Source organism: Serratia nevei (assembly GCF_037948395.1).
Taxonomy (GTDB): Bacteria; Pseudomonadota; Gammaproteobacteria; order Enterobacterales; family Enterobacteriaceae; genus Serratia; species Serratia nevei.
Genome location: NZ_CP149940.1, coordinates 1,401,895 through 1,417,555, shown reverse-complemented (window position 1 = coordinate 1,417,555; position 15,661 = coordinate 1,401,895). Strand labels below are relative to the sequence as shown.

At 62.3% G+C, this 15,661-nt stretch carries 19 protein-coding genes; 10 read left to right on the top strand and 9 right to left on the bottom strand.

What is annotated here, in order from left to right; all coding sequences use genetic code 11:
• The first annotated feature begins 65 nt into the window (after window positions 1–65).
• Window positions 66–914 carry a PA4780 family RIO1-like protein kinase gene (locus V8N38_RS06710; RefSeq protein ID WP_060421079.1) on the top strand — a complete coding sequence of 283 codons (849 nt, stop codon included), beginning with the start codon at window positions 66–68 and terminating at the stop codon, window positions 912–914.
• 9 nt (window positions 915–923) lie between these two features.
• Here V8N38_RS06710 and V8N38_RS06705 read toward each other — a convergent pair whose 3' ends face one another.
• The gene (locus tag V8N38_RS06705; RefSeq protein ID WP_038879994.1) at window positions 924–1,142 is read right to left on the bottom strand and encodes a hypothetical protein; all 219 of its coding nucleotides are present in this window, start codon (window positions 1,140–1,142) and stop codon (window positions 924–926) included.
• Window positions 1,143–1,211: 69 nt separating this feature from the next.
• On the opposite strand from V8N38_RS06705, the gene V8N38_RS06700 reads away from it, so the two are divergent.
• Window positions 1,212–2,039: an AraC family transcriptional regulator gene (locus V8N38_RS06700; protein WP_147839590.1), complete on the top strand. Its 828-nt coding sequence runs from the start codon at window positions 1,212–1,214 to the stop codon at window positions 2,037–2,039.
• Here V8N38_RS06700 and V8N38_RS06695 read toward each other — a convergent pair.
• The 3 genes from V8N38_RS06695 to lsrG form a co-directional block, all read right to left on the bottom strand.
• Window positions 2,015–2,605: a LysE family translocator gene (locus V8N38_RS06695; RefSeq protein ID WP_147839591.1), complete on the bottom strand. Its 591-nt coding sequence runs from the start codon at window positions 2,603–2,605 to the stop codon at window positions 2,015–2,017. The genes V8N38_RS06700 and V8N38_RS06695 overlap by 25 nt on opposite strands.
• An 83-nt stretch (window positions 2,606–2,688) precedes the next feature.
• Entirely contained in the window at window positions 2,689–3,594 is a 906-nt protein-coding gene (locus tag V8N38_RS06690) for an EamA family transporter (protein ID WP_102984095.1), read from the bottom strand.
• Window positions 3,595–3,681: 87 nt separating this feature from the next.
• The gene (gene lsrG, locus V8N38_RS06685) at window positions 3,682–3,975 is read right to left on the bottom strand and encodes a (4S)-4-hydroxy-5-phosphonooxypentane-2,3-dione isomerase (RefSeq protein ID WP_043146917.1); all 294 of its coding nucleotides are present in this window, start codon (window positions 3,973–3,975) and stop codon (window positions 3,682–3,684) included.
• Between the two features lie 192 nt (window positions 3,976–4,167).
• On the opposite strand from lsrG, the gene lsrK reads away from it, so the two are divergent.
• The 7 genes from lsrK to V8N38_RS06650 all read left to right on the top strand — a co-directional run bounded on the left by lsrK (window position 4,168) and on the right by V8N38_RS06650 (window position 10,209).
• Window positions 4,168–5,733 carry an autoinducer-2 kinase gene (gene lsrK, locus V8N38_RS06680; RefSeq protein WP_084826616.1) on the top strand — a complete coding sequence of 522 codons (1,566 nt, stop codon included), beginning with the start codon at window positions 4,168–4,170 and terminating at the stop codon, window positions 5,731–5,733.
• Window positions 5,734–5,954: 221 nt separating this feature from the next.
• On the top strand, window positions 5,955–7,139 hold the full coding sequence (locus V8N38_RS06675; protein ID WP_048233016.1) for an MFS transporter: 1,185 nt from the start codon (window positions 5,955–5,957) through the stop codon (window positions 7,137–7,139).
• A 59-nt stretch (window positions 7,140–7,198) separates the two neighbouring features.
• Window positions 7,199–8,092, top strand: coding sequence for a LysR family transcriptional regulator (locus V8N38_RS06670; RefSeq protein WP_060421066.1), 894 nt, complete (start codon window positions 7,199–7,201; stop codon window positions 8,090–8,092).
• Between the two features lie 53 nt (window positions 8,093–8,145).
• Window positions 8,146–8,607, top strand: a complete 462-nt coding sequence (locus V8N38_RS06665; RefSeq protein WP_147839592.1) for a GNAT family N-acetyltransferase — start codon at window positions 8,146–8,148, stop codon at window positions 8,605–8,607.
• A 54-nt stretch (window positions 8,608–8,661) separates the two neighbouring features.
• Window positions 8,662–9,003, top strand: a complete 342-nt coding sequence (gene yajD / locus V8N38_RS06660; protein ID WP_016928619.1) for an HNH nuclease YajD — start codon at window positions 8,662–8,664, stop codon at window positions 9,001–9,003.
• Window positions 9,004–9,274: 271 nt separating this feature from the next.
• Entirely contained in the window at window positions 9,275–9,910 is a 636-nt protein-coding gene (locus tag V8N38_RS06655; protein WP_038879975.1) for an AAA family ATPase, read from the top strand.
• Complete coding sequence (locus V8N38_RS06650; protein ID WP_049201052.1) at window positions 9,907–10,209, top strand: hypothetical protein; 303 nt, start codon at window positions 9,907–9,909, stop codon at window positions 10,207–10,209. The genes V8N38_RS06655 and V8N38_RS06650 overlap by 4 nt, the downstream gene beginning before the upstream one ends.
• A gap of 48 nt (window positions 10,210–10,257) precedes the next feature.
• Here V8N38_RS06650 and V8N38_RS06645 read toward each other — a convergent pair whose 3' ends face one another.
• The gene (locus V8N38_RS06645) at window positions 10,258–11,013 is read right to left on the bottom strand and encodes a CDP-diacylglycerol diphosphatase (protein WP_060440451.1); all 756 of its coding nucleotides are present in this window, start codon (window positions 11,011–11,013) and stop codon (window positions 10,258–10,260) included.
• A 236-nt stretch (window positions 11,014–11,249) separates the two neighbouring features.
• On the opposite strand from V8N38_RS06645, the gene V8N38_RS06640 reads away from it, so the two are divergent.
• On the top strand, window positions 11,250–12,050 hold the full coding sequence (locus tag V8N38_RS06640) for an alpha/beta fold hydrolase (RefSeq protein WP_080432949.1): 801 nt from the start codon (window positions 11,250–11,252) through the stop codon (window positions 12,048–12,050).
• Window positions 12,051–12,078: 28 nt separating this feature from the next.
• Here V8N38_RS06640 and V8N38_RS06635 read toward each other — a convergent pair whose 3' ends face one another.
• From V8N38_RS06635 to V8N38_RS06620, 4 genes are read right to left on the bottom strand one after another with little or no spacing between them, the layout of a single operon-like run.
• On the bottom strand, window positions 12,079–12,804 hold the full coding sequence (locus V8N38_RS06635; RefSeq protein WP_080480295.1) for a substrate-binding domain-containing protein: 726 nt from the start codon (window positions 12,802–12,804) through the stop codon (window positions 12,079–12,081).
• Window positions 12,797–13,576 carry an ABC transporter ATP-binding protein gene (locus V8N38_RS06630; RefSeq protein ID WP_147839593.1) on the bottom strand — a complete coding sequence of 260 codons (780 nt, stop codon included), beginning with the start codon at window positions 13,574–13,576 and terminating at the stop codon, window positions 12,797–12,799. Before V8N38_RS06630 ends, V8N38_RS06635 begins: the two co-directional genes overlap by 8 nt.
• Window positions 13,569–14,570: a FecCD family ABC transporter permease gene (locus tag V8N38_RS06625; RefSeq protein WP_049201062.1), complete on the bottom strand. Its 1,002-nt coding sequence runs from the start codon at window positions 14,568–14,570 to the stop codon at window positions 13,569–13,571. Before V8N38_RS06625 ends, V8N38_RS06630 begins: the two co-directional genes overlap by 8 nt.
• Window positions 14,567–15,616: an ABC transporter substrate-binding protein gene (locus V8N38_RS06620; RefSeq protein WP_147839594.1), complete on the bottom strand. Its 1,050-nt coding sequence runs from the start codon at window positions 15,614–15,616 to the stop codon at window positions 14,567–14,569. Before V8N38_RS06620 ends, V8N38_RS06625 begins: the two co-directional genes overlap by 4 nt.
• Between the last annotated feature and the right edge of the window lie 45 nt (window positions 15,617–15,661).

Below are 15,661 nucleotides of genomic sequence, written 5' to 3'. Positions count from 1 at the left end.
GTCTAACTTACGCTATCAACTGCGCAAGCCATTCACACCGGAGCCTAAATAGGGTACAAGGCTGCATGAAAATTCCAAAACGACTCCAGCCGCTGGTTGATGACGGGTTAATCGACGACGTCATCCGCCGGTTGAAAAGCGGCAAAGAAGCCGACGTGTTTATCGTGCGCTGCGGCGATGAGATCCGCTGCGCCAAAGTGTACAAAGAGGCCGAGAAGCGCAACTTCAAGCAGGCCGTTCACTATCAGGAAGGACGCAAGGTGCGCAACAGCCGCGACGCGCGCGCCATGAGCAAAGGCTCCAAATTTGGCCGCCAGCAGCAGGAAGAAGCCTGGCAAAACACCGAAGTGGACGCGCTGTATCTGCTGGCCAAGGCCGGGGTGCGGGTGCCGCAGCCGGACATCTGCTTGGACGGCGTGCTGCTGATGGAGCTGATCACCGACGAAGAAGGCCTGGTGGCGCCACGCCTGAGCGATGTCATCCTGACGCCGGAACAGGCGCGCGCCGATCACGCCCTGATGATGAACTACGCGGTGCGCATGCTGTGCGCCGGGCTGGTGCACGGTGACCTGTCGGAATTCAACGTACTGATGGATAAAGACGGGCCAGTGATCATCGATCTGCCACAGGTGGTGGACGCCGCCGCCAACAACCACGCCAAAAGCATGTTCGAGCGCGATATCGGCAATCTGGCCGAGTATTACGGCCAGTTCGCGCCGGAGCTGCGCGACAGCCAATACGCCAAAGAGATTTGGGCGCTGTATCAGGAAGGCAACCTGACGCCGGACAGCGTCCTCAGCGGCCGGTTCAGCGAAATCCTGAAACGTGCCGACGTCGGCTCGGTGCTGGAAGAGATCCAGGCCGCCGGCGAGGAACATCAACGCCGCATGATGGCGCGCAACGCGGAAGAGTGACGCGCCGCGCTATTCGACGCGAAACACGTCCGGCCGCTGTGGCGTCGCCGCCTCGTGATAGATATCCCCCAGATAGCCGGCGATCTCCTCTTCGCGCAGGTCGGCCGGCAGCACGATATCGTAGCTGGGGGCATATTTGCGCTCCGGCAGCGTCACGCGGAACAGCCGCCATTCGTCCCCGATGCGCTTCACGCCCAGCAGACGGCCGAACACGTTAAAAATCATCATCCGCCATTCCCCCCCTTGACGCTTTCAGGCTATAACACTGTGATGCCGCCGCAGTGAAAAGGAAAGCGTATGAGTGAAAAAACGCCGCAGTTCTGGCGCGATCCGCAGTTGCCGTTCGTCGAAGCCCGCGCCATCAAGGATGGCCGCCAGGTGTGCTACAGCCTGCACAGCCACGAATTCTTTTCCATCGGCGCCATCACCGGCGGCGTCAGCACCTATGTCAACGGCGAGCGGCGCATGCAGGTCAGCGCCGGCGATCTGGTTGTCATCAACCCGCAGCAGGCGCATGCCTGCAATCCCATTGCCGATCGCCGTTGGTCGTACATCATGTTCTATCTCGATCTCGCCTGGCTCGGCACGCTGCAGCAGGAGCTGCTCGGCGGCGACGGTGACCGTTTTGTTCCGTTCAGCCAGCCGCTCAGCCGCGATCCGGCGCTGTTCCACGGCCTGAACCGGCTTTATGCGCTGCTGACGGATCCGCTGTGCTGCGCGCTGGAAAAACAGATCGCCATGGTGGAGTATTTCAGCGCCCTGCAGCTCGGGCTGGGCGCTGTCCGCCAGCCGGAGACACCGGCGCATACCCGACTGGAAGCGGCGGCGGCGTTTATCGACGCGCACTGCACCCGGCCGCTGACGCTGGACGACATTTGCCGCGCCGCCGCGCTGTCCCCTTCTTACCTGATCCGCGCCTTCCGCCAGCGCTACGGCATGACGCCGCACGCCTATCTGGTCAACCGCCGCGTGCAGCACGGCCATCGGCTATTGAAGAGCGGCCTGCCGATCGCTGCGGCCGCCAGCGAAAGCGGCTTTGCCGATCAGGCGCACTTCCAGCGCACCTTCAAGCAGCTGCTGGCCGCCACGCCGGGGCAGTATCAAAAACCCTCCGCCAGCAGATAGCAGGCGCTGGCCGCCAACAGCAGCGCCATCGCGCGGTTGAAACGCCGCACGTTGCGCGCCTGCCTGAGCAGGCCGCGCAGCATCGCGCCGACATAGGCCCAGCAGGCCACCGAGACATAGCAAATCACGAAGTAGAGCCCGGCGAACTGCCACAGCAGCCGGATGTCGCCGTCGCCGACAAAAGCGCCAAGGCTGGCCACCGACGCCAGCCACGCCTTGGGATTCAGCCATTGCATCAGTGCGCCGTACCAACAGGAAGGCGCCCGCGCCGCGCCGTTGCCCAATCTGCCGTCGTCAAACGCCAGCCGGTAGGCCATAAACAGCAGGAAGGCCACGCCGGCCCACTGAATCAAGCGGGTCAGCGCCGGCCACAGGGTCAGCAGCTGGTGCATGCCCAATCCCAGCAGCACCAGCAACAGGGTAAACCCCAGCGTGGCGCCGAACACGTGACGCTGGGTCGCGCCAAAGCCGAATTGCGCCCCGGCGCTCAATGCGACGATGTTGACCGGGCCGGGGGTGATGGAGGCCGCCAGCGCAAACGCGGCCATGGAAAGGTAGATATTCATGATGGGCACCTGAGAAAGAATTCACAGGCGCCAGAATGCCGACCGCCGCCGACAACGTATTGAACAGAATTGCCCTGTTCGGTTTAACGCGCGATCGCCGGCCGGCGGCGCGGCAGCCCGAAGGTGTTGACCGCCATGCCGGCCAGCACCAGCAATGCGCCGCCGAACTGCGCCGGCGACAGCGCTTCGTCCAGCAGCAGCCAGGCGGCGAACAGCCCGACCAGCGGCACCAGCAGCGTCAGCGGCGCAACCCGCCAGGTTTCATAGCGCCCCAGCAGGCTGCCCCACACCGAATAACCGAACAGCGTGGCGGCGAACGCCAGGTAGGCAACCGCCAGCCAGGTGCCGACCTGCACATGGCTCAGGCTGCTCAGCACCGCCTCAGAGCCGTCGAACAGCCAGCTGCAGGCCAGGAACGGCACGACCGGGATCGGCGCGCTCCACACCACCAGCGATAAAATATTACGCTGCGGGAAACCGGCCAGGATCTTCTTGTTGGTCAGGTTGCCCAGCGCCCAGGAAAACGCCGCCGCCAGCGTCAGCAGCAGGCCCGCCAGGGGGACCGCGCCGCTGCCCGGCTTATGCAGGCTGGCCTGCGCCAGCACCAGCATGCCGCCGCTGGCGATAGCGATGCCGACAAAATGGTTAACGCGCAGCTTTTCGCCCATCAGCACGACACCCAACAGCAGGGTGAAGAACACCTGCGCCTGCAGCACCAGCGAAGCCAGCCCCGCCGGCATCCCCACCTTGATGGCGACGAACAGAAACGCAAACTGCGCGAAGCTCATGGTCATGCCGTACAGCAGCAGCCATTTCCACGGGATCGTCGGGCGCGGGATAAAGAAGATCGCCGGCAACGCCACCAGCAAGAAACGCATTCCGGCCAGCAGAAACGGCGGCATGCCCTGTAAACCGAACTTGATCACGACGAAATTCACGCCCCAGATCACCACCACCAACAGCGCCAACAGCCGATCGCGCAATATCATCCTCGCCCCGCTTATCCCATTGAAAATTCGCTTTAGCTTGCAGGTTACAACCAAACCGGGCGCATGGACACCGGCAAACGCCGGCGATTATTCAGGCATCAGGCCGATAAAGGTGGTCTTCTTGCGCGGGCCGGTCATCAGCGCTTCCAGCTTCTCCACGCACTGCAGGTAGTGCGGGGTCTGCTTGTGCGCCGCCACCGCCTGCTCGTCGCGATAGGCTTCGTAGATGTAAAACCGCGTCGGAATCTGTTCGTCCTGCAGCACGTCGAAGCGCAGGTTGCCCGGCTCTTCGATTGCCCCCCGATGATTGGCGCGGAAAACATCGATAAATTCGTCGATTTTGTCTTGTTTAACGTTGATCTCAACCAATGTGACGTGCATGGCAACTCCTTGTTTAAACGGCGTACCGCAAAATGACTCTTTCCAACCATAGGTTTATTCCCGTCGATTGCCCGCCGCAACGGCAATTTTGCCGCCTGGCTCACAAATCGCAGCGGCGACGCCCACTCCTCCCCCTGCGGGGTAAGGCGGCGGCATCTATAGTTAACACTCCTCCCCCTGAGAGCATAGGCTATGGACAACTACTTGATGGCGCTGGACGCAGGAACGGGCAGCATTCGCGCGGTAATCTTCGATGTGGCGGGCAACCAGATCGCGCATGGCCAGGCGGAGTGGCAACATCTGGCGGTGCCGGGCGTGCCCGGCTCGATGGAGTTCGACCTCAGCCGCAACTGGCAGCTGGCCTGCCAGTGCATTCGCCAGGCCTTGCAGCGCGCCGGGCTGACGGCGCAGGCGATACGCGCGGTGGCCTGCTGCTCGATGCGTGAAGGCATCGTGCTGTACGACCGCAACGGCGTGCCGATCTGGGCCTGCGCCAACGTCGATGCGCGCGCCAGCCGCGAAGTCAGCGAGCTGAAAGAGCTGCACAACCACGGCTTCGAACGCGAAGTGTATCAATACTCCGGCCAGACGCTGGCGCTGAGCGCCATGCCGCGCCTGCTGTGGCTGGCGCACCATCGGCCGGACATCTACCGCCAAGCGGCGACGCTGACCATGATCAGCGACTGGCTGGCCAACATGCTGAGCGGCGAGCTGGCGGTCGATCCTTCCAACGCCGGCACCACCGGCATGCTGGATCTGACCAGCCGCGACTGGCGCCCGGCGCTGCTCGACATGGCCGGGCTGCGCGCCGATATTCTGTCGCCGGTGAAAGAGACCGGCAGCGTGCTGGGGCGCGTCACCGAACAGGCGGCGCAGGAGAGCGGGCTGCTGCGCGGCACCCCGGTGGTGATGGGCGGCGGCGACGTGCAACTCGGCAGCCTGGGGCTCGGCATCGTGCGCGCCGGGCAGACGGCGGTGCTCGGCGGCACCTTCTGGCAGCAGATCGTCAACCTGCCGGAGCCGGCTATCGATCCGGAGATGAACATCCGCATCAACCCCCACGTCATTCCCGGCATGGCGCAGGCGGAATCCATCAGCTTCTTTACCGGCCTGACCATGCGCTGGTTCCGCGACGCCTTCTGCGCGGAGGAAAAATTGCTGGCGGAGCGGCTGGGGGTCGATGCCTACAGCCTGCTGGAAGAGATGGCGGCCAGGGTGCCGCCGGGCGCCTACGGCGTGATGCCGATCTTTTCCGACGCCATGCATTTCAAAACCTGGTACCACGCGGCACCGTCGTTCATCAATATGTCGATCGACCCGGAGCGCTGCAACAAACAGACGCTGTTCCGCGCGCTGGAGGAGAACGCCGCCATCGTCTCCGCCTGCAACCTGGAGCAGATCGCCGCCTTCTCCGGCGTGCAGGCGCGCTCGCTGGTGTTCGCCGGCGGCGGGGCCAAGGGCAAGCTGTGGAGCCAGATCCTCAGCGACGTCACCGGGTTGACGGTGCGGGTGCCGGTGGTGAAAGAGGCCACCGCGCTGGGCTGCGCGATCGCCGCCGGCGTTGGCGCCGGGCTGTACGAGTCGCTGGCCGAAACCGGCGAGCGCCTGGTGCGTTGGGAACGCGAACACCAGCCGGACATGGCCCACCACGCGCTGTATCAGGAACAGAAAGAAACCTGGCGGCAGGTTTACGCCGATCAGCTGACGCTGGTGGATAACGGCCTGACCACTTCGCTGTGGAAAGCGCCGGGGCTGTGAACGCCACGCGGCATTCGGTCATAACCTTATGCCGTTTTATTCCTTTCCCCTCAGCGCGGCGCAAGCCGCGTTTTCACTCGCCGCCGGCGATTGTTTCCCCTCAGAAACAGTGTAACCACCGCAAACGGATTTATCCGCGGCTTCGGCCTGCCGTAGATTGTGACTTCGGTCACACCGCGCCCCGAGCGCGGCCTGCGCATTCACCCAAGACGAGCGGCATTATGCTGAATAATAAAGATAAACCTGCATCATCCCCGTGGCCGGCGATCTTCTCGCTGACGGTCGCCTGTTTTGTCATGGTCACCACCGAGTTTCTGCCAATCGGCCTGCTGACCAACATCGCCCCTTCGCTCGGCGTCAGCACCGGCACCGCCGGGCTGATGGTCACCATGCCCGGCATCGTGGCGGCGGTGGCCGCCCCCGCATTAAGCCTGATTTCAGGCCGCCTGGACCGGCGTTTACTGATGCTGGGGCTGTCGCTGCTGCTGATCGTCTCCAACCTGGTGGCGGCGCTGGCCGTCAACTTCCCGATGATGCTGCTGGGCCGCGTGCTGCTGGGCATCTGCGTCGGCGGCTTCTGGTCGTTCGCCGCCAACTACGGCCGCCATCTGGTGCCGGAAGCCAGCCAGGGCCGCGCCACCGCGCTGATCCTCAGCGGCATCTCGGTCGGTGCGGTGTGCGGCGTGCCGGCGGGGGCGCTGATCGGCGATCTGTTCGGCTGGCGCGCCGCCTTCTTCGGCGGTGCGGCATTGGCGGTCGGCGTACTGCTGGCGCAGCTGCGTTTGCTGACCTCGGTGCCGCCTTCCCGGCCGGTCACGCCGCGCGATCTGGTGCTGCCGCTGCGCCTGCCGATGGCGCGCATCGGCCTGATCGCCATCGTGCTGCTGTTCATCGGCCACTTCGCCGCCTACACCTATCTGCGGCCCCTGCTGCAACAGGTGTTCGTCCTCAGCCCGTCGGCAATCTCGCTGCAGCTGTTGGCCTATGGCGCCATCGGCCTGCTGGGCACCTTCCTCGGCGAGCGTCTGGGGGAATACAGCCTGCGCGCCACCTTCATCCTGATCGCCGCCATGCTGGCAGCCATCCTCATCGTCTCGCCGCTGCTCAGCGGCCTTGGCGGCGCCACGCTGATGGTGATGGTCTGGGGACTGGCCTTCGGCGCGGTGCCGGTATGCGCCACCAACTGGATGTTCGCCGCGGTGCCGCAGGCGCCGGAAGCCGGCCAGGCGCTGCTGGTATGCGTGGTGCAGATCGCGCTGGCCTCCGGCGCACTGCTGGGCGGCGAGGTGGTGGACTGGCAGGGCGTCAGCAGCGCCATGCTGTTCGGCGGCGCACTGATCCTCTCCGCCGCGTTGGTGTTCGGCCTCAGCTTGCGCTCCGGCGTGATTGGCGCTAAACAGTGTTAATCCTTATTTATCCACAGAAACGCGCCCCGGCCGCCGCCGGGGCGTTGCGCTGAGAGCCTATGGACCATCATCTACTCGCCATCCGGGTGTTTAACCGCGTGGTGGAAACCGGCGGCTTTACCCGCGCCGCCGATTCGCTGGGCATGCCGAAAGCCACGGTGACCAAGCTGATCCAGAGCCTGGAAGATCACCTGCAGACCAAGCTGTTTCAGCGCACCACCCGCAGCGTGTCGGTCACCCGCGAAGGCGAATGCTATTACCAGAATACGGTGAAATGGCTGGCGGATTTGGAGCAGATGGAAGGCTGCCTGACCGAATCGCAAAGCTCTCCGCAAGGCGTGCTGCGCATCGACACCGGCGGCGGCACCGCGCGCCGGCTGCTGTTGCCCGCGCTGCCAGATTTTCTGGCGCGCTACCCGCAAATACAGATCGATCTGAGCGTCGGCGACCGCGTTATCGATCTCATTAGCGACAGCACCGACTGCGTGATCCGCAGCGGCCCGCTGGCCGATTCCAGCCTGATCGCCCGCCGCCTGTTCGATCTGGACTGGGTGAGCTGCGCCACCCCGGCCTACCTGGCGCGCCACGGCACGCCGCGCCACCCGTGCGATCTGGAGCAGGGTTTCCCGATGGTGCACTATCGCCATCCGGTCAACGACCGCATCCATCCGCAACGCTATGTCGAGCGCGGCAAAGAGATCGCCATCCAACAACGCTATCCGGTCAGCATCAACGAAGGCAACGCGCTGCTGGCGGCGAGCCTGGCCGGGTTGGGCATCATCCAGACCTATCGCTTTATGGCGCAGCCGCACCTCGACAGCAGTGAGCTGGTCAGCCTGCTGCACGACTGGCAGCCGCCGCCGGAGCAGATGTACGTGGTCTACCCGTCCAACCGCCACCTCAGCGGCAAGCTGCGGGCGTTTATCGACTGGGCGGTGGAGACGTTTCATTAACCGCTCTCGCCGGCTATAGTGGCTTATCTTCCGAGCAACGAAATGGTCGCACCATGCGTATCGAACCTCTGCCGGCACATCGCCGGCGTATTGACGAACTGGCCGAGTTACTGCATCAGGAATGGGGCGCCTTTGAGCAATGGAGCAGCCGTGACACCATCAGCCAGCGTCTGGCCGAACGTTGCGCGCCCGGGCAGCGGGGCGTCGTGCTGTTGGCGCTGTCGCCGCAACAACAGATTCTCGGTACCGCCAGCCTGACGTTGTATGAACTGGCGGATAAACCGGAGCGCCAATACTGGCTGAGCGAAGTCTTCACTCACCCGCAGCACCGCGGCCAAGGCATTGCCCGTCGCCTGATTGCACGCTGCGTCGAACACGGCCGGACCCAGGGCATAGACGAACTCTATTTGTACACGCCCGATCAGCAGGCGCTGTATCAGAAACTCGGCTGGCGCTCGCTGGAGCAACGCCAGATCGCCGGCGAAGCCGTCACGGTGATGAGCCGCACGTTGTAGCCGCACGCAGTGTGGTATTATTTGTCGCATAGTGATTCACGACGGACGACCACCATGGCCTATATCCCCAAAAACTATGCGAAGCTGGAAACCGGCTACCGCGAAAAAGCGCTGAAACTGTTCCCCTGGGTATGCGGGCGCTGCTCGCGCGAGTTCGTTTATTCCAACCTGCGCGAACTGACGGTGCACCACATCGATCACGATCACAGCAACAACCCCGAAGACGGCAGCAACTGGGAAATGCTGTGCCTGTATTGCCACGACCACGAGCACTCGAAATACACCGAAGCCGATCAATACGGTTCGACGGTGGTGGCCGGTGAAGACGCGCAGAAAGATGTCGGCGTCGCCACCCACAACCCGTTCGCCAACCTGAAGGCGATGATGAAGAAATAATGTCGACAACAGCTTAATGGGTCACTAACTTATTAAGCTGTTAAATTAACAAAACCCGCCTCCGCATCGCCACTTCCCAGAGAATTCCTACTTACCCATCCTGCCGATTCACCGCAAAATAAGCTGCGCAGTTAACAACATACTGGCTTGGCAAGCCGCCGCAGTTGGTGCATATTGTTCGCGAGTTGTTCTTGTTAACCTGTTTGATTATCAACCTAATAAGCACATTAACTTAATAAGTTATCAGCTTAATAACTTGAGAGATGGCAGCATGATTGTCCTGATTGGCTCGCAAAAAGGCGGCGTCGGCAAGTCGACGAAAGCGGTGAATATCGCCGGGTATCTGATTCTTAAGCAAGGCAAGACGGCGATCATCGTCGATGCCGACGACCAGAAATCGATCATGACCTGGTACAACGACCGTCAGAACGTTGAGGGATTGCCGCACATTCCGGTGGTGGCCGCGTCGGGCAAAATCAAGGAAACGCTGCTGGAGCTGGATCGCCATTACGACTACGTGATCGTCGACACCGCCGGCCGCGACAGCGCCGAGCTGCGTTCCGGGCTGCTGGCCGCCGATCTGTTCCTCTCGCCGCTGCGCCCTTCGCAGATGGATCTCGACACCGTCGGCTATCTGTCGGAGATGTTCTCCACCGCGCAGGAATACAACGAGAAGGTCAAAGGCTACATCGTGCTGAACATGTGCCCGACCAACATCTTCATCAATGAAGCCAACGAAGCGGCGCAGGTGCTGAGCGAATACCCGGAGTTCACGCTGGTGAGCCACCGCCTGTGCGACCGCAAGATTTACCGCGACGCCTGGGGCGAAGCCATCACCGTGCATGAGGCGAACAACGAAAAGGCGCAGAGCGAAATTGAATGCCTGGTGAAAGAGGTGATCCTGTGAAGAAGCGCACCCCCACCCACCGCATGTCGGAAGACGAATTCATCAACAGCGCCACCTCGCACACGCTGCCGGTCGCGGCGCCCGCGCCGGAAGCCAAACCGGCCGGCCGCAAGCGCACCTACAAGGCGATCTCCGTCAGCCTGACGGACAACCACATTGAAGCCATCGATGAGGTGATCGTCCAGGCGGCGCGCAGCGGCATCGTGCGTATCACCCGCTCCGACATCATCAAGCTGGCCATCGACGGGCTGGCGGAGAAAAGCGAAGCGCAGCTGCTGGAACTGCTGAAGAAGCTTTGAACGCACTACAGCCGCCGGCGAGCCACAGCCGGCGGGTTGTCATCACCTTCAGTTCCCCGCCACCGCGCATTGGTAGTCCTGAATTTCGCCGGCTGAGCCCAGGTTCAGGTCGGTCAACTTCAAACGGTTCGCCAACAGCAGCATCTCGCCCTGTGGGCTGACCGCCAGCGCCAGGCCATAATTGCCGATGCTGTCGCCCTGCTCGACCACATAGTTCTGCAGTAACCGGAAAGGATCTTCCTGGGTTAAATCGGTGCCCGCCAATTTTCTGGCCAGATATTGGTGGCCGACCAATTTCACCGCCAGCGGGCGCCACTGTTGATCTAATTGTTCCGCCTGCTGCCCCAGCGCGTTATAGACATCCTGACGCAGGCAGGCAACGTGAATATGCAGCTGATTCTGAGAGCGGCCATATTTCGAATTGACCGCCAGAGAAAGCCACGCATCTTTTAACGGTTTACCCAGCTCGCCGGATATATGTTCCCGGTTATTCCAGGCCTGGGCGAAATAAGGCGGCGCGTGCTCCGTCTGCAATGCCGGGCTCTCGATGCCGCTGACTTTTTCGGTTGGCATCACCAGATCGTGATAGGGGCCTTTGCTGTCCTTAAACAGCACATAACCCTCGGTTAAATCAACCTTTAAGCAGGGCGCCGGATCGTTGTTCTGCTGCTGATTAGGCACGCACTGTTGGCTGACGATTTGCCACAGCGCATTCGGATTACCACGCCCGAAGAACCACCACAGCACCGCCGCCAGCAGCAAAATGACAAGCAAAATAATTAATAGTCTGAAAAGTCTTTTCATCGTGACTCCCTGTTTACCTATTCCATCTTGAAAGGAGCGCCAGCATAAACCAAGGCTCTTATCGTCACCAGAATATTATCCTTAGCGTCACCTTTCATTGACGTCTTGTTATCAAGAGAAATTAAAAATAAGGGTTTACCTAAGTAATTTAAGGTAAATTAATACCGCAGGTTGAATATGAGTGTGATATAAGCAGCCGGACTCTCTTTATATAAGGAACCGATAAGATGCCAACGATGGGCAAATCCCTGCATTATCTCGACGTGGGCTCAGGCTTTCCGCTGCTGCTGGGCCACAGCTATCTGTTCGATCTGAACATGTGGGCACCGCAGTTCGAAGCGCTGGCGAAACGCTACCGCCTGATCGTGCCGGATCTCTGGGGCCACGGCGACTCACCGGCGCTGCCGGCCGGGCGAAACAGCCTGTCGGATATCGCCGCCGATCATTTGGCGCTGATGGATCATTTGGATATTGAAGAGTTCGGCATCGTCGGCCTGTCCGTCGGCGGCATGTGGGGCGCCGAACTGGCGGCGCTGGCGCCGGAGCGGGTCAAGGTGCTGGCGCTGATGGACAGCTATCTGGGCGACGAAACGCCGGAGGCGCGGCAGCGCTATATGGGCATGCTGGCAGCCGTTGAACAGGCCGGCGCCATCACTTCACCGCTGCTGGAATACATCGCCGCGCAGTTTTATTCCGACGAAGTACCCGATGCGTTGTCGCAGCCATTGCTGGCCCATCTGCAGAGCCTGCCCGCCGATCGCCTGCGCGAGAGCATCGTCCCGCTGGGCCGGATGATCTTCGGTCGCCCCGACAAGCTGCCGCTGCTGAAAAACATCACCGCCGCCAGCATCGTCATCACCGGCGCGCAGGATAAACCGCGCCCCCCGGCGGAAGGCCAGCGCATGGCCGATCTTCTCGGCTGTCGGCACGTGCTGATCCCCAACGCCGGGCATATCAGCAACAAGGAAAACCCGGCGGCGGTCAACGAAACCCTGCTGGCGTTTCTGGCTGAAAACACCACCCCGCTGTTCTGGTAAGATTCCCCGGGCCGCCTGGCCCGGCGAGTCATTCCGCGCGCTGCATAAACCCGTGTCGGCTCAGGATTTCCTGCCCCTGTTCGCTCAAGATAAATGCGGCCAACCGCTGTGCGCCGTCATCCAACAGGCATAAACCGTAATCCGCCTCAATGTCCAGCGGCGACGCCAACGGCCGCACCGCCAACGTCGGGTAGGCGGCTAAAGCCGGAGCATAGCTGGCGTAGCCGAGAAAAATATCCGCCTGCCCGCCGCCTATCAGATATTCCGCCGCCAGCCGGCCCGCCGGCACCGGGGCGGAATCCATACCGCCAACCAACGGCAGCGCCCGGCGGCGCAACGCTTCCCCTTGCCCCGGCCAGTATTGCTCACAGCGTTCGAAAAGCCGCTGCGCATAATCGCCGGAAGGATCTGCCCCCGGTGTCGAGGTGGCAAGGCGCCAGTGCGGGTCGAACAGCACCTCCGGCAGCGGACGTTCGGTTAATGCCGGCACGTTGCGAACCGTCACGCAGAGCCGATTGCGCGCAAAAATCTGCACCGCCCCCGCAATACCGAGATCCGCCAGCCTTTGCGGGTGCGCCAGGTTGGCCGAAGCGAACAGCTGTGGCCGCTCACCATTCTCTATCCGTTGGCGCAACAACCCCGCCGGGCCGAATTCCGCCGTGACTTTTTGCCCGGCGTGCCGCTGAAATGCCGACAGCAGCGGCGCAAACGCCAGCCGCAGGCTGCCGGCGGCAAACAGCAGGATATCACTCATCATGTCGCTCCAGTTGGCTGCGATACAGCGGCACCAGCGTCGCGTAACGGCGGCCCGCCACCGTCAGCGGCACCCGTTCGATCGCCAGCTCGAACAGGGGTGACAAGGATTGCGCCGTTAACACCTCGCGGCAGGCCCCGAGCCGGCTGCGCCCTTCCTTGTCCAGCAGCAAAGCCCGATCGGCCACCGCGTGAGCCTGGTTGGGCTGATGCGTGGAGAACACCACCGCCAACCGCTGCTCCCGCGCCAGGCGGGCCATCAGGCTCAATACCCGATCCTGGTAATGCAGATCCAGCGCCGAAGTCGGTTCATCCAGAATCAACACCTCGCAGCGCATCGCCAACGCGCGAGCGATCATCACTAATTGACGTTGGCCGCCGGATAGGCTGCCAAACTCACGCTCTGCCAGGTGCTGCAAATCCAACGACTGCAACGCTTCTCTCGCCAGCCGATGGTCCTCGGCTGACGGTGAACGGAACAGGCCGACATGGCGCGCCCGCCCCATCAATACGATATCCAGCACCCGATAGGCGAACGGCGGCGCAAAGTGCTGCGGGACAAAGCCCATCTCACCGTGGCGCTCAATCTCGCCGGATTGCGGCGTCAGGCTGCCTAACAACAGCTGCAGCAGCGTGCTCTTGCCACGCCCATTCGGGCCCAATACCGCCAGCACTTCGCCGCGCCGCAGCTGAATGTCCAGATGCTGGAACAGCGGTGCCCCGCCCGGCCAGGCGAAACTCACGCCGCTGGCGGCCAATAAGGTGTCAGTCATGCCAGCCTCTCACTTGCGCGCGGCGCAGCAGCAGCGCGAACAGCGGCGCGCCAATCAGCGCGGTCAGAATGCCCAGCGGGATTTCGCTGCTGCTCAGCGTGCGCGCCAAATCGTCAATCAACAGCATGTACAGAGCCCCCAGGCAAAGCGAAGCCGGCAGCAGGCGCCGGTGATCCGGCCCCACCAGCCGCCTCGCCACGTGCGGGATCACCAAGCCGACCCAGCCGATGCTGCCGCTGACCGCCACCTGGGCGGCCACGATGGCGGCGCACAGCGTCAAAATCAGCCAGCGGGTACGCTCAACGTTGATGCCTAATGCACCGGCATCCTCATCGCCCAACGACAGCAGATTGATGCGCCAGCGCAGCGCCAACAGCAAGCCGCCGGCCAACAGCAAAGGCACAAACAGCATCAGCAGCTTTTGCCGATCGGCGGTGGCAAAGCTGCCGAGCAGCCAAAACACGATGCTCGGCAGTTTCTCTTCGGTATCCGCCAGATATTGCATCAGGCTGACGCAGGCGGAGAAAAAGCCGCTGAGGATCACCCCCGCCAGTACCAAAGAGAGAATATTGCGCCGTGCAATGGCGCTGGTGAGAGTGAAAATCAGCAGCAGCGCCGCCATGCCGAAAACAAAAGCCGACAGCAGCAGCGCCGCCAACGGCAGGCTGAGCAGGATAGCCAGCGTGCCGCCAAACGCCGCGCCGGAAGACACGCCGATAATATGCGGATCGACCAGCGGGTTGCGAAAGACGCCTTGCAAAGCCGCGCCACACAGGGCCAGCGCCGCGCCGGCGCCCATCGCCAACAGCACTCGCGGCACGCGCACACCCAGGATCACCTGGCGTTGGATAGCATCGATGCCGGCATAATGTTGCCCGGTGAACGGCTCCAGCAAAATCATCAGGCTGTGCGTCATCGGCACCTGAAAGCGGCCAACGCCGAGCGAAAACAGCGCGCAGCACAGCGTCAACAACGCCAGCCAGCCCAGCCTCATTGCCCGCTCTGGCAGCAGGTGGCGCGGTAATAACGTTGATAGTAAGCGTCGACCCGCTGCTGCAGATTGATATCGGCAAAGCGCTGCGGGTAAAGTTTTTTCGCCATCCACAACTCACCCAGCGCCATCGCCTCCGGCATCGGATATCCCCAGGCCTTGGCGTACTCCGGCATCAGGTAGACCCGCTTATTCTTCACCGCGTCGATCGGCTGCCACTGCGGTGACGTCAGGATCTGTTTCACCACGTCCGGGTAGCGCTCCTGCACGAAAATCACCGCCGGATCCCACTTCAGGACATCCTCGATAGAAACCTGTTTAAACCCCTGAATGTCCTTCGCCGCCACGTTGAGCGCCCCGGCGTGCCGCATCATCAACCCGGTATACTTGCCGGCGCCGTAGGTGGTGAGATCGGGGTTGGCCATATACACCCGCACCCGCCGATCTTCCGGCAGATCGCGCAGCCGTTCGGCGACCAGCGTGCGCTGCTGAATGACGTCCTTAATCAGGGCTTCGGCCTGAGGCTGACGCGACATCACTTCGCCGATCAGGCGAATGCCGTCCTGCAGCCCCAGCGTATAGGCCCGATCTTCATCGCTCAGCTGGGGGTTCATTTTGCCCGCCTGATCGGCTGCCTCGCGGCGCAGCGAGACCGCCACCACCGGAATGCCCGCCCGTTCGATCTGCGCAATCATCTCCGGCGGCGCGTAATTGGCCACGAACACCACCTGCGGATGCAGGCCGAGCAGGCTCTCGATGTTCACCGAAGTCAGATCGCCCGGCATCGGCAGGGTTGCCAACGTCGGCGCCAGCCGCAGGTAGTTTGGCCCCAGCTGCTTTTTCCAACTGCTGAGCACGCCGACCACCTGCGGCATCGCATCAAGCTGCACCAACAGGTTCAGCGTCTGGTGTTGCAGCACCACCGCGCGGGTGATGCGATCGGGCAACGTCACCTGGCGGTTGAGTTGATCGGTGACCTGGCGATCCGCCTGGGCGGCGGTGGAAAACAAAACAAGCGCCAACAGCAGGCGCGGGAGAAAGTTAAACATGGCAGTGACCGGTTGATTATCGTTGTATAGCAAATAATATAGCGA